The 13,859-nt window shown below is 35.9% G+C and carries 14 protein-coding genes; 9 read left to right on the top strand and 5 right to left on the bottom strand.

Features of this window, described 5'->3' with window-relative positions; translation table 11 throughout:
* Positions 1-4: 4 nt before the first annotated feature.
* Entirely contained in the window at positions 5-328 is a 324-nt protein-coding gene (gene yajC, locus INR75_RS19420) for a preprotein translocase subunit YajC (protein WP_223090119.1), read from the top strand.
* 72 nt (positions 329-400) lie between these two features.
* On the opposite strand, the gene INR75_RS19415 is transcribed toward yajC, so the two are convergent.
* The 4 genes from INR75_RS19415 to pepT form a co-directional block, all read right to left on the bottom strand.
* Positions 401-733 (bottom strand): DUF86 domain-containing protein, encoded by a 333-nt coding sequence (locus tag INR75_RS19415; protein WP_223090118.1) that lies wholly within the window; start codon positions 731-733, stop codon positions 401-403.
* The gene (locus INR75_RS19410) at positions 702-1,007 is read right to left on the bottom strand and encodes a nucleotidyltransferase family protein (RefSeq protein WP_223090117.1); all 306 of its coding nucleotides are present in this window, start codon (positions 1,005-1,007) and stop codon (positions 702-704) included. The genes INR75_RS19415 and INR75_RS19410 overlap by 32 nt, the downstream gene beginning before the upstream one ends.
* A 111-nt stretch (positions 1,008-1,118) precedes the next feature.
* On the bottom strand, positions 1,119-1,712 hold the full coding sequence (locus INR75_RS19405; protein ID WP_223090116.1) for a YdeI family protein: 594 nt from the start codon (positions 1,710-1,712) through the stop codon (positions 1,119-1,121).
* 194 nt (positions 1,713-1,906) lie between these two features.
* Positions 1,907-3,139 (bottom strand): peptidase T, encoded by a 1,233-nt coding sequence (pepT, locus tag INR75_RS19400; RefSeq protein WP_223090115.1) that lies wholly within the window; start codon positions 3,137-3,139, stop codon positions 1,907-1,909.
* 171 nt (positions 3,140-3,310) lie between these two features.
* On the opposite strand from pepT, the gene INR75_RS19395 reads away from it, so the two are divergent.
* The 5 genes from INR75_RS19395 (at position 3,311) to guaB (ending at position 9,479) form a co-directional block, all read left to right on the top strand.
* Positions 3,311-4,339, top strand: a complete 1,029-nt coding sequence (locus INR75_RS19395; RefSeq protein WP_223090114.1) for a quinone-dependent dihydroorotate dehydrogenase — start codon at positions 3,311-3,313, stop codon at positions 4,337-4,339.
* Positions 4,340-4,351: 12 nt separating this feature from the next.
* Positions 4,352-4,966: a LysE family translocator gene (locus tag INR75_RS19390; protein ID WP_223090113.1), complete on the top strand. Its 615-nt coding sequence runs from the start codon at positions 4,352-4,354 to the stop codon at positions 4,964-4,966.
* Positions 4,967-5,125: 159 nt separating this feature from the next.
* Positions 5,126-5,989, top strand: coding sequence for a hydroxymethylglutaryl-CoA lyase (locus INR75_RS19385; RefSeq protein WP_223090112.1), 864 nt, complete (start codon positions 5,126-5,128; stop codon positions 5,987-5,989).
* A gap of 97 nt (positions 5,990-6,086) precedes the next feature.
* On the top strand, positions 6,087-7,931 hold the full coding sequence (locus tag INR75_RS19380) for a tetratricopeptide repeat protein (RefSeq protein WP_223090111.1): 1,845 nt from the start codon (positions 6,087-6,089) through the stop codon (positions 7,929-7,931).
* A gap of 75 nt (positions 7,932-8,006) precedes the next feature.
* On the top strand, positions 8,007-9,479 hold the full coding sequence (guaB, locus tag INR75_RS19375; protein ID WP_223090110.1) for an IMP dehydrogenase: 1,473 nt from the start codon (positions 8,007-8,009) through the stop codon (positions 9,477-9,479).
* A 77-nt stretch (positions 9,480-9,556) separates the two neighbouring features.
* Here guaB and INR75_RS19370 read toward each other — a convergent pair whose 3' ends face one another.
* On the bottom strand, positions 9,557-10,114 hold the full coding sequence (locus INR75_RS19370) for an OmpH family outer membrane protein (protein WP_223090109.1): 558 nt from the start codon (positions 10,112-10,114) through the stop codon (positions 9,557-9,559).
* A 250-nt stretch (positions 10,115-10,364) separates the two neighbouring features.
* Between INR75_RS19370 and INR75_RS19365 the strand changes: the two genes are divergently transcribed.
* From INR75_RS19365 to INR75_RS19355, 3 genes are read left to right on the top strand one after another with little or no spacing between them, the layout of a single operon-like run.
* Positions 10,365-11,225, top strand: a complete 861-nt coding sequence (locus tag INR75_RS19365; protein WP_255584595.1) for a peptidyl-prolyl cis-trans isomerase — start codon at positions 10,365-10,367, stop codon at positions 11,223-11,225.
* Complete coding sequence (locus INR75_RS19360) at positions 11,188-12,639, top strand: peptidylprolyl isomerase (RefSeq protein ID WP_175487040.1); 1,452 nt, start codon at positions 11,188-11,190, stop codon at positions 12,637-12,639. The genes INR75_RS19365 and INR75_RS19360 overlap by 38 nt, the downstream gene beginning before the upstream one ends.
* A 13-nt stretch (positions 12,640-12,652) precedes the next feature.
* Positions 12,653-13,606, top strand: coding sequence for a MoxR family ATPase (locus tag INR75_RS19355; protein WP_223090108.1), 954 nt, complete (start codon positions 12,653-12,655; stop codon positions 13,604-13,606).
* Positions 13,607-13,859: the final 253 nt, after the last annotated feature.

Here is a 13,859-nt window from a genome sequence, read left to right as displayed (position 1 = left end):
TTATATGGATCAAATACAACAATTTCTTCCTTTAATCTTAATGTTTGCCGTAGTGTATTTTTTTATGATACGCCCGCAAATGAAAAAGGCTAAACAGGAGAAAAGCTTTATTGCTGAATTAAAAAAAGGAGATCGAGTAGTTACCAAAAGCGGAATGCATGGTAAAATTATCGATTTTAGTGAGAAAAACAACGCGGTAATTATTGAAACCGGTGCTGGAAAGATCACTTTCGACAAATCTTCAATATCTCTTGAAATGAGCCAAAAGCTTAACGAGCCGGCTAAACCTGCTAAGGAAGATAAAAAGCTAAAAGAAGAGAAAAAGTAACTTTTTCTTTTAATAATAAAAAAATCCCTTTAGAATTTCTGAAGGGATTTTTTTATAGATATAAAGCAATGTTTAGTTTAAAAAATCTTTAATCTCCTTTTTTAACGGTTTCAGATTTCTATTAATTATTGCCCAAACGATGGAATTATCGATGCTGTCGTAAGTATGAACTAGTCTATTTCTGAACGAAATTATTCGTTTATCATTTTCGATGCTGATATCTGGAGCGACTTTTTTAAATTTATTTAGAGCTTCACCTATAACGGCTAACTGCCTTTCTACAGCACTTTGTGTTTTTAGGTCCTTCTCATAGTCATTAAAATCTGAAATGTCTATGATAAAATCTTCTATTAAATCAATAGCGATTAAAATATCAGATAGATATTTCCTGCTTTTGTCCATCATAGATTAAAATTTTGGTAGACTCGATTTCCTGTCTAAGAATTGGATTTTTAATGGAGCTGTTGGTAAGTAAATCAACTTTTCTTTGAAAAAACTGTTCGAGTTCGTCCCAAATATTTATAAGATTTTCGCCTCTTTCAATAGGGTCGTTATTTTCAATTTCAATTAAAAGATCGATATCACTTGTATCTTCGTTAAAATGATCTGTTGTAGAAGAACCAAAAGCGTATAATGTTTTAACGTTATGAGTTTTACATAACGTCAAAAAATCAGACATCCTATATTTAAGTGATTCTTTCAGATTCATATAGCTAATATAATCTAATTTTTTGATAAGATTTTTAAGAATGTCTGGAGCATTAAGAAGCAGAAGTTACAATAATATAAATCAGCAATTTTTATACTTATCGTGTAATCCTACGCCTTGTTTTATCATTGGGATAATTTTTTCTAATCGCTTTGCTCGTGTAGTTTCTCTTTTGGCTTCGCTAATGTGATCGGCATATTCTCTTTGTTTTCCTGAAGTGAGCTGGCAGTAAGATTCGTTTAATTCAGCATCATTTTTTAAAGCTAGTTTCAATTCAGGTGGAATGATAAGATCTTTTTTTCTTGAAGCTTTTATCGTTTTTCCAAGCTTCTGGTTTTCGATCGCTTCTAAAACATACGGAAGCAAAATATCAGTATTAATTTCTTCGCCTTTTTCAAATCTAATTTGCCGTAAAGCTTTGGTTTTGTTTTCCTGGGCATTTACAAGTAAGCCTGTGTTCTGCTGAAGTAAGGCCCCGTTAAAAAACCACAATGCAATATGATTTTTAAAGGCTGCAAGTCCTGCAACATTCTTGTTTTTTAGCGTATAAGTTGGCGCTCCCCATTTTATAGTTTCTTCTAAAATGGTTTCCTGAAGCATCTTCCGAATCTGTCTTAACTCGGTTTGCCAATACTTATGAACTTCAATGTATTCTTCTACGTTTTTTACTGCCATAGCGATCAATTTAGCTTAAAATTGATTATAATTTATTTCTTAAATTTTGTCATTCCGGACTTGATCCGGAATCTCTTCAGATCCTAAAAACAGCACTTTGTAGATGAGACCCTGAATCAAGTTCAGGGTGACATGAACGATTATAATTTACCGATATTTAATTGATAAATCACTAATCTTGATTTTCTAAAGAATTACCTAGCATTAAGTTCGGCAATTTTTATGATAACTTCAGTAGCTTTTAGCATACTTTCTAAAGGTACATATTCATATTTTCCGTGGAAATTATGTCCGCCAGCAAAAATATTAGGGCAGGGAAGCCCCATAAAACTTAGTTGAGAACCATCTGTTCCACCACGAATAGGTTTAATAATTGGTGTTACCTCAACCGCTTCCATCGCTTCTTTTGCCAGATCTACAATATGCATCATTGGTTCGATCTTTTCGCGCATGTTACGGTATTGATCTTTAACTACAACCTGTACACATTCGCTATCGTACTGCTTGCAAATCTCCAAACCTAGATCCTGGATCATTTGTTTACGAGCTTCAAAATGCTTTTTATCGTGATCGCGAATAATATATTGAAGCACGGTTTCTTCAACATCTCCATTGATATTGCTTAAGTGGAAAAAACCCTGTCTACCCTCAGTATGTTCCGGAGTTTCTAGTCTCGGTAGTGAGTTGATAAAATCCTGAGCAATATACATGCTGTTTACCATTTTATCTTTGGCATAACCGGGATGTACGCTTTTTCCTGTAACGGTCACTTTAGCGCTTGCGGCATTAAAATTTTCGTACTCTAATTCGCCAATCTGGCTGCCATCCATCGTGTATGCCCAGTCTGCTCCAAACTTAGCAACATCAAATTTATGTGCTCCACGACCAATTTCTTCATCTGGTGTAAAGCAAACTTTTATCTTGCCATGTTTAATTTCAGGATGTTCTAAAAGATATTTCATGGCCGACATGATTTCAGTAATTCCGGCTTTATCATCGGCGCCTAAAAGGCTGGTACCATCGGTAGTAATAATAGTTTGCCCTTCGTACTGTTTCAAATCGTCAAAATATTCCGAAGACAGCATAATATTTTTTTCAGCATTAAGAACGATATCGCCACCATCGTAATTTTCGATAATCTGCGGATTAATATTCGCGCCATTAAAATCTGGTGAAGTATCAAAATGAGATACAAAGCCAATCACGGGGCATTCTTTATCGACATTTGCAGGCAAAGTGGCCATTACATAAGCATTCTCGTCGATACTTACTTCCTGCATTCCCATTTCTTCCAGTTCTTTAGCCAGTTTTTTGGCGAGAATCCATTGTTTTTCTGTGCTAGGCGTAGTTTCGCTTACAGGATCACTTTGGGTGTCAATGCTTATATAGCTTATAAATCGATCTAAAACTTCTTGTTTATTGATCATATTTGTTGGTGTTAGTTGTCTAAAATTACTTGATTCTCTAAAGGATTTTTTCCTGAAATAAATCTCGTTTATCAAATCAAAATTAGCGAATTGACATCCGGGTACAAAACCTTTTAAGATTTAGTATGTTCATTTTTACAATTCATTTATTTTTGCACAAACCAGCCGAATATGTACAAGTCTTTAATTCGCCCGATACTTTTTAAATACGATCCAGAGGCAATTCATCATTTCACTTTTAATAGTTTAAAGAAATTAAATAAAATTCCGGGTGTATCCGCAATTTTAAGATCAAAATTCAGCAATAACGATCCGCGATTAAGTCGGGAAGTTTTTGGACTCAAGTTTAAAAATCCGGTTGGATTAGCGGCTGGATTCGATAAAGATGCAAAATTATATAAGGAATTATCGAATCTTGGTTTCGGTTTTATAGAAGTTGGTACGGTTACGCCAAAACCACAGCCTGGGAATGATAAAAAACGCCTCTTTAGATTGAAAGCAGATCAGGCTATTATTAACCGAATGGGTTTTAATAATGGTGGTGTTGAGCAAATGGTAGAAGAGCTGAAGAAAAATACAGATGTTTTAATTGGCGGTAATATTGGTAAAAATAAAGTGACGCCAAACGAAGAAGCTGTTGAAGATTATAAGATCTGTTTTGAAGCTTTGTTTGATCATGTAGATTATTTTGTGGTAAATGTAAGTTCGCCAAATACACCAAATTTACGAGCGCTTCAGGATAAAGAACCCTTAACACATTTGCTGAAAACTTTGATGGAGCTAAATGATGTGAAGCCAAAACAAAAGCCAATATTGTTAAAAATCGCACCAGATCTTACCGATTCTCAGCTTTTGGATATTATCGATATTGTTCAGGAAACTAAGATCGACGGAGTAATTGCAACAAATACTACGATCTCTCGAGAAGGATTACACTCTGAAGATAAAAATGAAACCGGTGGCCTTAGCGGTAAACCTCTTACCAAAAGATCTACCGAGGTGATTAAATTTCTTTCAGAAAAAAGTAATAGAGCTTTTCCAATCATTGGTGTGGGCGGAATTCATACCGCAGAGGATGCTATCGAAAAGTTAGAAGCCGGCGCAAGTTTGGTGCAATTATACACCGGATTTATTTACGAAGGCCCTGCGCTTATTAAGGCGATCAATAAAAAGATCCTCGAAAATTATCCAAAATCGTAATTTAAAGAGCTTTTGTTAGAACAGATCATTCCATTTTTAACCGCAACGATCTTACTTACGCTTGCCCCGGGACCAGATATTATTTATGTTTTGGTACAGGGAATGGCGAATGGAAAAAAGCATGCTATTATTACGGCTTTGGGACTAGTTTCTGGAGTGATAGTGCATACCACTTTGGTGGCTTTTGGCGTTTCAGCAATAATAAAACAGTCGGAAACCATTTATTTGATTATAAAATGTCTTGGTGCGGCTTATTTATTCTTTTTGGCTTACAAAGTCTTTAAAAGTGATCCTAAAATAGCTTTTTCTACGGAAGGAATTAAACAAAAAAGTCTATTTGGATTGTATAGGCAGGGATTTATAATGAATGTTTTAAATCCAAAGGTGACAATCTTTTTTTTAGCGCTTTTCCCCGGATTTTTATGGGAACCTGAAGGAAATACGGTGCTGCAATTCTATATTTTAGGACTCATTTTTATGCTTCAGGGGTTTTTGATCTTTGTATTAGTTGCGATCCTTGCCGGAAGCATTTCAAAATACCTTCAAAAACATCGAAATTCGGGTGTGGTTTTAAAATGGACGCAGGTTTTAGTGTTTATAGGAATTGGAGTTTTTATTCTGATTTGATTTCCATAAGTTCTTGTTTGTCAGGATTGTATAAAAATGACGCCAGAATTTATACAATTTCGATCTGCTAGATAGCACCAATTTTTTCAGAACCAATTATCTATTTCTGAATAAACATTAGATTTTATTATCAAAATCTAAAAAACTATCTTTGGAAGCATGGGAGAAATAAAACTTATCGAATGTCCGCGTGATGCCATGCAGGGAATTAAAGATTTTATTCCAACACAGGCTAAAGCAAGATATATTCAGTCTTTATTACAATGCGGTTTCGATACTATCGATTTTGGTAGCTTTGTTTCTCCAAAGGCAATTCCTCAAATGCGCGATACTGCTGAGGTGCTTTCAATGCTCGATCTTAGCAAAACAAAAAGTAAACTTTTGGCAATCGTAGCCAATACACGTGGCGCTGAAGATGCTGCTCAATTTCCTGAAATTGCTTATTTAGGATACCCATTTTCAATTTCAGAAAACTTCCAGATGCGTAATACGCATAAAACGATTGATGAATCGGTAGAAATCTTGAAGGAAATTTTAGACATCGCAGGTCAAGCCAATAAAGAGGTCGTTGCATATCTTTCTATGGGCTTCGGAAATCCCTATGGCGATCCCTGGAATGTTGAAATTGTTGGAGAATGGACTGAAAAGTTATCGGGAATGGGGGTAAAGATCTTATCATTGTCTGACACTGTTGGGACTTCAACACCAGAAGTTATCACTTATTTGTTTTCAGAATTAATCCCGAAATTCTCCAATATCGAGTTTGGTGCGCATTTACACATCGCGCCGGGAACCTGGTTCGAAAAAGTAGATGCTGCTTTTACATCGGGTTGTACTCGATTTGATGGTGCCATTCAGGGGTTTGGTGGTTGCCCAATGGCAAAAGATGAGCTTACAGGTAATATGCCTACAGAAAAAATGTACTCCTATTTCAACACCAAAAAGCAAAATACTAATTTAAGAATGGGAAGTTTTGAGGCGGCTTTTAATAAAGCTAGTGAAATCTTCAAAGCTTATCATTAGGAAAATCTTTAGTTTTCTTCTTATTATTGTGCAGGATTAATAGCGTTAAGTTTTGCGAATCAGGTTTTTAGGAATTTTCTTTCTTTTTCTTACAAAATTGGCATTGGCTCAGTCAGATTTCTCACAAGAGCAAATAGCCGATTCGGCTTCTTTTTATTTGAAAGAAGCCAACGAATTCATATTCAATGATTTTAAGCTTGCTAAAAGCAAACTAGATAAAGCCAAAACTTTTATAGCTCAGAGTGATGACGCGAACCTAAAGGGCAAACTTCAGCATAGATATGCAGTTGCATTTTATGTAAAAGGGGAATACTATCTTTCTTTGTCTCATTTTCTTGAAGCAGAAAAACTTTTTCGAGAAGCCGAAAACTGGGAAGGAATTGGTAAATGTCTAAATGGTCTCGGGCTTATTCAGCAAGGAATCGATCGTCACAATGAAGCGATTGAATATTTTAAACAGGCCATCGATTATTATAACTTAGCTGAAGATGAATATGCTGCAGCTCCTGCTATAATTAATCTTGGGGTATCAGAACTTCAATCTGGAGAGTTAGAAAGTGCTAAAGTGACCTTGGATAGTGCGCTTACTTTGGCTGTTGCATCGAAAAGGAAAGATATCGAGCATCTTACTTTAAATCAGTTAGGAAATTTAGCTTACGAAAAAGACCAGATCAAAACAGCACAAAATTACTATCAAAGCGTTTTAAATGATACGGTAGCACCCAATAATTGGGAAAAAGCATTTTCTTATTACGGCCTGGCAAGAACCAACCTTGCTTTAAATAATCTGGATACTGCCGAAGAATTTGGTTTGAAAGCACTTGGGTTTGGAAAAACTAATGCTTCTTTTTTTGAATTAGAACGAATTACCGGGGTTTTATTCGATATCTACGAAGCAAAAGGAGAATTGGAAAATGCGGTGCTATTTTCGAAAGAAAACAAAGCGTATAGAGATTCCCTGTATGATCAAAAAAGAATTAGAGCCATAAATCTTCTAAACCTGGAACAAAAGGAAGAAGATAATCGACGTTTGCGTTCAGAGAAGATGCAGAAAGATAAAGAGCTTTCTAAAAATAAGCTCATTATTGCCATTCTCTTATTCGCCGGATTTGTCCTATTGTTAGTTTTATTTTTCAGAATTAAAAGTTATCGCCAAAAAGAAAAGTTTAGAAAAACACTTGAAGAGAAAAACCGACTTATACTTCAGAAAAATGATGTGATCACAGAGCGTAACGAAGAACTTGCGAAGATCAATAAAAGTAAAGATCGATTATTTTCTATTTTATCGCATGACTTAAAATCGCCAATTGGTTCTATTCAAAAGTTATTAGAGCTTATAAAAACTGGCGAGTTTACCGAGAAAGAGCAGGCCGAGCTTTTGGATGAAATGCTTAAGCAGGTATCAGCAACGTCAACTATGCTTCAAAATTTATTGCAATGGGCCAATTCGCAGCTAGAAGGTGCTAAAATGTACATCGAAGAGGTGATACTGGCAAAGCGAGTTAAAGAGATTATGGAGGCGCATTATCTGGTTGCGAAGTCAAAAAATATTCAGATTACCCACGAAATTCCTTCAAATTTGAGTCCGATTTTTGTTGATAATGGGCATCTTTCGATCATACTTCATAACCTAATTAGTAATGCCATTAAGTTTACGCATCCAGGTAGCGAAATTAAAATTCATTATGCTGAAGAACCTAAATGTGTGCTTTTCAAGATAAGGGATGGTGGTGATGGAATTTCTGAAGCGCGAATAGAGCAGATTAAGAATTTTAATACACAGATCATGTCTGAACTGGGAACGGAAATGGAGACCGGTACAGGGATTGGTTTGTTGCTGGTGAAACAATTTTTAACGCTGAATAACGCACGTCTGGAAATTAAAAGTTATCCGGGGGAAGGATCTGAATTTATCGTTTGTTTCAGAAAAAACAATGATTAAGGATTTATTCACCTAAACCTAACGCATTCTACCGAAAACTGTGTATATTTGCATGCAATTAAATTCTTAATTGCTATGGTTGCACACGAATCCAAAATTCTGGGAGAAGGGCTTACTTACGATGATGTTCTTTTAGTCCCTGCCTTCTCTGAGGTTTTACCACGCGAAGTAAATATCCAGACAAAATTTACCAAAAACATTACGATTAACGTTCCTATTGTTTCAGCAGCGATGGATACCGTAACAGAATCTCGTATGGCAATTGCCATGGCCAGAGAGGGAGGTATAGGTGTTCTTCATAAAAACATGACGATAGAGCAGCAGGCTTTAAAAGTGCGTAAAGTAAAACGTGCAGAAAGCGGAATGATTATCGATCCTGTTACTTTGCCAATTTCTTCTACCGTTCAGGATGCTAAAGATCAAATGAAAGAGCATAGCATCGGCGGAATTCCAATTGTTGATGATGAAGGGAAATTGATAGGAATTGTAACTAATCGCGATCTAAGATTCGAAAAGAACAATCAACGCCCTATTTCAGAAGTGATGACTTCAGAAAATCTTGTGACTGTTGCTGAAGGGACCTCTTTAGATCAGGCAGAAGATATTCTTCAGGAAAATAAAATTGAAAAACTTCCGGTAGTAAATAAAGAAGATAAGCTTGTTGGTTTAATTACCTTTAGAGATATCACTAAGCTTACCCAAAAGCCTAATGCAAATAAAGATAGCTACGGAAGATTAAGAGTAGCGGCTGCTATTGGCGTTACTGCAGATGCAGTACAAAGAGCAGAAGCATTGTACAATGCCGGCGTAGATGCTATTATCATAGATACTGCACATGGCCATACCAAAGGAGTGGTTTATGTACTTAAAGAAGTTAAAGCTAAATTTCCAGACCTTGAAGTGGTTGTAGGTAATATCGCAACCGGTGAAGCTGCAAAGTATTTAGTAGAAGCAGGTGCAGATGCTGTAAAGGTAGGAATTGGGCCAGGTTCTATTTGTACAACAAGAGTTGTAGCAGGAGTTGGATTTCCACAATTTTCAGCGGTTTTAGAAGTGGCGGCTGCAATAAAAGGAACCGGTGTGCCAGTTATCGCAGATGGTGGAATTCGTTATACCGGTGATATTCCTAAAGCACTTGCTGCAGGAGCAGATTGTGTGATGCTAGGATCTCTTTTAGCAGGAACAAAAGAATCTCCTGGTGAAACCATTATATACGAAGGAAGAAAATTCAAATCTTATCGCGGAATGGGATCTGTAGAAGCGATGAAAAAAGGTTCTAAAGATCGTTATTTCCAGGATGTAGAAGATGATATTAAGAAATTGGTTCCAGAAGGAATCGTTGGTCGTGTACCTTATAAAGGAGAATTAGAAGAAAGCATCCATCAATTTGTTGGAGGTTTAAGAGCTGGTATGGGGTACTGCGGTGCGCAAGATATCGAAGCACTTAAAGAACATGCTAAATTCGTGAAAATTACTTCTTCAGGTATTCATGAAAGTCATCCTCACGATGTAACAATTACAAAAGAATCACCAAATTATAGTCGATAATCGACGAATTTTGATCAATAAAAAAGCCCGCAACCGCAGGCTTTTTTATTTTATATTTTTCAAACTCTTTAGCTAACTTAGTTTGAGTTTGTATTGTTACTATCTGCTGAAGGCTGAGTGGTATTTACTTCTTCGATCGAGATTCCTAATTTCTTCATCACTTTTTCAGTAATATCACTTCCAGGTTGTGAGTATGCTAAAGCGCCTCCACCTGCATGAAAGATCTGTGTATATCCTTCTTCTTTAATTACTTCTTGCATGGCAGCATCTATTTTTTGATATAATGGCTGCGTAAGTTCATTACGCTTCATTTGCATCATTACCTGCGAACGCTGGCGAAATTGTTTAATTTCGTTTTCTAATCCAAGAATCTGGTTTTCGCGTTGTTTCTTTACATCTTCAGTAAAAACAGCAGTACTGTCCTGGTAATTTTTAATTAATCCTTCGTAAGTGTTAATTGCCTGTTCTACATCTGCCTGTAAAGATTCGTTGTAAGCCTGTACACCATTATTCACATCATTAATCTCTGGCATTTTGTTAATAATGTATTCGGCATCTATCGTTCCTATCTTACTTTGTGCATTCGCTGCAATTGCGAAAAATAAAAATGTAATTAATACGCTAAATTTCTTCATTTTTTATCTCTTGTTTTGCGCAAATATAACAGTGAGCATCAATTAAACATAGGATTTTTTAGGAAAATGATAGTTTTTCATTTTCGGCGATTGGTATTACCAGTCTATTTTCGATAAAATACAAACAGTGCTTGATAATCAGTAAGGTTATAGCTTGCAGAACCTTTAGGAATTCTTATTTTTGCTGCACTTAATAAGAAATTTCAGAAAACAGCGTTTTTACTGAGATTAATAGAATTGTTTACCAGTTTTGAAGAAAATATTTAAGGCAATTTTAATTGGCTTCGTGCCGATTTTGGTTATTTCCTGTGATCTTTTTAAATCTCAGGATAATCGAAAAGTTGTTGTTCGGGTAAATAATTCTTATTTGTATGAAGAAGATATTAAAAGTCTTGTTGGAGACGGGATTTCTGCTGAAGATAGCACGATCATTGTAAATAGCTACATTAATCGATGGGCGACACAGCAATTATTGATCGACCGTGCAAAACTAAATCTTCCAGAAGCCAGGCAAAAGGAATTTAATGAGCTGGTAGAGAATTACAAGAACGAGTTATATACCAATGCTTACACAGATGCGGTAGTGTCTAAAGAGTTGGATTCGGTTTTTACAGATACTATAATTGCCAGTTATTACGAGCAAAATAAAGAGAATTTTAAGCTTAGCCAGGATCTTGTGAAGCTTAGGTATATAAATTTAGAAGCAAATAATACCAATCTTGATAAAATTAAAGATTGGTTTGTTCGTTTTAATGAAGAGGATAAAGTAAAATTGCAGGAAAATGCACTGCAATTCAAAAATTATTCGTTTAATGATTCTGTTTGGATAAAAACAGCAACAGTTTACGATAAAGTAACTCCGCTTAGTGTAGAAGATAGAGCTGAGCTGTTGCGAAAAGATAATTACATAGAATTAAAGGATTCTATAGAAACTTATTTGATCTATGTAAACGATGCGCTAAAGAAAAACGATCAGGCGCCGTTAGAATATGCAAAACCAACGGTGGAACAGATTTTGCTTAATAAACAGAAATTAGAGTTGGTGAAGCAATTAGAAAAGGATATTACAAAAGATGCAATTAAAAACAATCAATTTGAGATTTACAATTAAAAGAGGTTTGATGCTGGCAGCTTTACTGCTTGGTATTAATGCAGGTGCGCAGGAGATCATTGTTACAGATAGCACTTCTATACAAATGGAAGACGAATTGGTACAAAACCAACCTGTAGCTGAAGAAGAAGGAGCGCGCAGAAAGGTAGATGGTATTGCGGCTGTTATTGGTGATTATATCATTTTAGATAGTGATGTAGATCTAACTAGAAAAGATATCCAGTCTCAGGGAGGTAGTACTGCAAATGTGACCGATTGCCAGTTGGCAGGATCGCTTATGGAAAACAAGCTATACGCTCACCAGGCAATTCAGGATAGTATTATTGTACCAGATGCACAGATCAATAATTACATCGATCAGCAAATTGCCGGTATGGTTAGACAGTTGGGAACTATAGAAGATGTATTAGAATTTTATAAAAGAGATTCTGAAGCTGAATTTAGAAACGAATTGTTCGAGCTGAATAAACAAAGCCAGCTGGCTCAGCAAATGAGACAAAAGATCGTTGAAAATATTGAGGTTACTCCGGAAGAAGTTAGAGCTTATTTCAACGATATTCCTAAGGATTCATTACCAGTTTTTGGTGATGAAGTTGAGATTTCAGAAATTGTAGTAAAACCTGAAGTTCCCGAAGAAGAAAAGCAAAAAACGATCGATCGTTTAAACCAGTTTAGAGCAGACGTTTTAGAAAACGGCTCTAAGTTTGCAACAAAAGCGATCCTTTATTCAGATGATACTCAAACCGGTGGAGATATTTTAAGTTTAGGAAGAAAAGATGCTTTCGTAAAAGAATTTAAGGATGTAGCTTTCTCTTTAAGAGAAGGAGAGATTAGTGAGCCTTTCGAAACTATGTACGGGTATCATATTGTACAATTGGTGAAAATTAGAGGTCAGGAAATCGATGTTCGTCATATACTTTTAATTCCAGATGTTAATAATGCAGCGGTAGAAAAAGCTAAAGAAGAGATCGATGCTGTAAGAGAAAAGATCGAAAATGGAGAAGTAGAATTTGCGCAGGCAGCAAGAGAAGTTTCAGATAGAGATGAAACAAAATCTGACGGTGGTAAAATGAGAAATCCAACTACGGGAGATCTAGGTTTCGATCAAAAGAATTTACCTCCAAGACTTTATAGCCAGATTCAGGATTTGGATGAAGGAGAAATTTCTTACCGACTTACCGAACAGGACGATATGGGACGACCAATCTTCAAGATCGTAAAAATAGATAAAAGGATTCCAGAGCATACTGCAGATTACGGTACAGATTATATGAAGATCAAAGATCTTGCACTTCAGGATAAAAGAATTAAAGCCATTCAGGAATGGCAAAAAGAAAAAATCCAGGATACTTACGTTAAAATTAGTGGAAAATACAGAGATTGTGAGTATACTAGCAACTGGTTAAAAAAATAAAATAGATTACTGAATGTCTGACGTTAGATTACTAGAGAATTTTGTAGCAAAGCATAAAAGCTTAAAAAGTGAAATAAGCAAAGTAATTGTAGGTCAGGAAAAAGTAATAGATCAAATACTGCTCTCCGTATTTTCCGGAGGGCATTCTTTGTTAATAGGGGTTCCTGGTTTGGCAAAAACCTTAATGGTAAATACCATTTCAAAAGCGCTTGGACTCGATTTTAAACGCATTCAGTTTACACCAGATCTAATGCCCAGTGATATACTGGGGTCTGAAATTCTTAACGAAAAGCGCGAATTTCAGTTTATAAAGGGGCCGGTGTTTACCAATATTTTACTGGCAGACGAGATCAATCGTACTCCACCAAAAACCCAGGCGGCTCTTTTAGAAGCAATGCAGGAAAAATCTGTAACCGTTGCAGGGCATCGTTATCATTTAGATTCACCTTATTTTGTATTGGCTACGCAAAACCCGATAGAACAAGAGGGAACCTATCCGTTGCCTGAAGCACAGTTAGACCGTTTTATGTTTGCCATAAACCTGGAATATCCAACTTTCGAGGAAGAAGTGAACGTGGTTAAAAATACTACTACAGATAAGCAGTACGATGTACAATCTCTATTTACTTCAGCTGAAATTAGCGAAATTCAGCAGGTAATTAGAAAAATGCCGGTTGCTAATAATGTGATCGAATATGCTGTAAAACTGGTTGGTAAAACAAGGCCAAATTCAGAAGCAGCTCCAGAGCTTGTAAAGAATTATCTGGATTGGGGCGCTGGTCCAAGAGCATCACAAAATCTTATTCTTGCGGCAAAAACTCATGCTGCAGTAAACGGGAAATTCTCTCCAGATAAAGAAAATGTTCAGGCGGTAGCGATAGGTATTTTGCGTCACCGAATTATCAAAAACTACAAAGCCGAGGCTGAAGGTCTTACCATAGAAACTTTAATTAAGGAACTTCTTTAATAATCCAGTTTTTACATTGACATTTTTCAGTGGAAGTAGCCTAGCTTTCAATTCTTCCTATTTTTTGCATTATAGATAATTAAGAATGGCTATAAATAAAACCAATAGCACTCGATTTTCTTATTTGTTTATCGAATTCTTATAAATTACCTTCTAAAATTGCGAACCTTGCTTTTTAGTTGGTTTGAAAATAGATATTCTTGAATAATTTTTTGAGCTCTCAACCTTCGGAAAGCCTTTTACTCAAACCTTT

The sequence above is a fragment of the Zunongwangia sp. SCSIO 43204 genome (assembly GCF_019904275.1).
GTDB lineage: Bacteria > Bacteroidota > Bacteroidia > Flavobacteriales > Flavobacteriaceae > Zunongwangia > Zunongwangia mangrovi.
The sequence above is the reverse complement of the archived record's forward strand: the minus strand, read 5'-3'. Positions and strand labels throughout refer to the sequence as shown.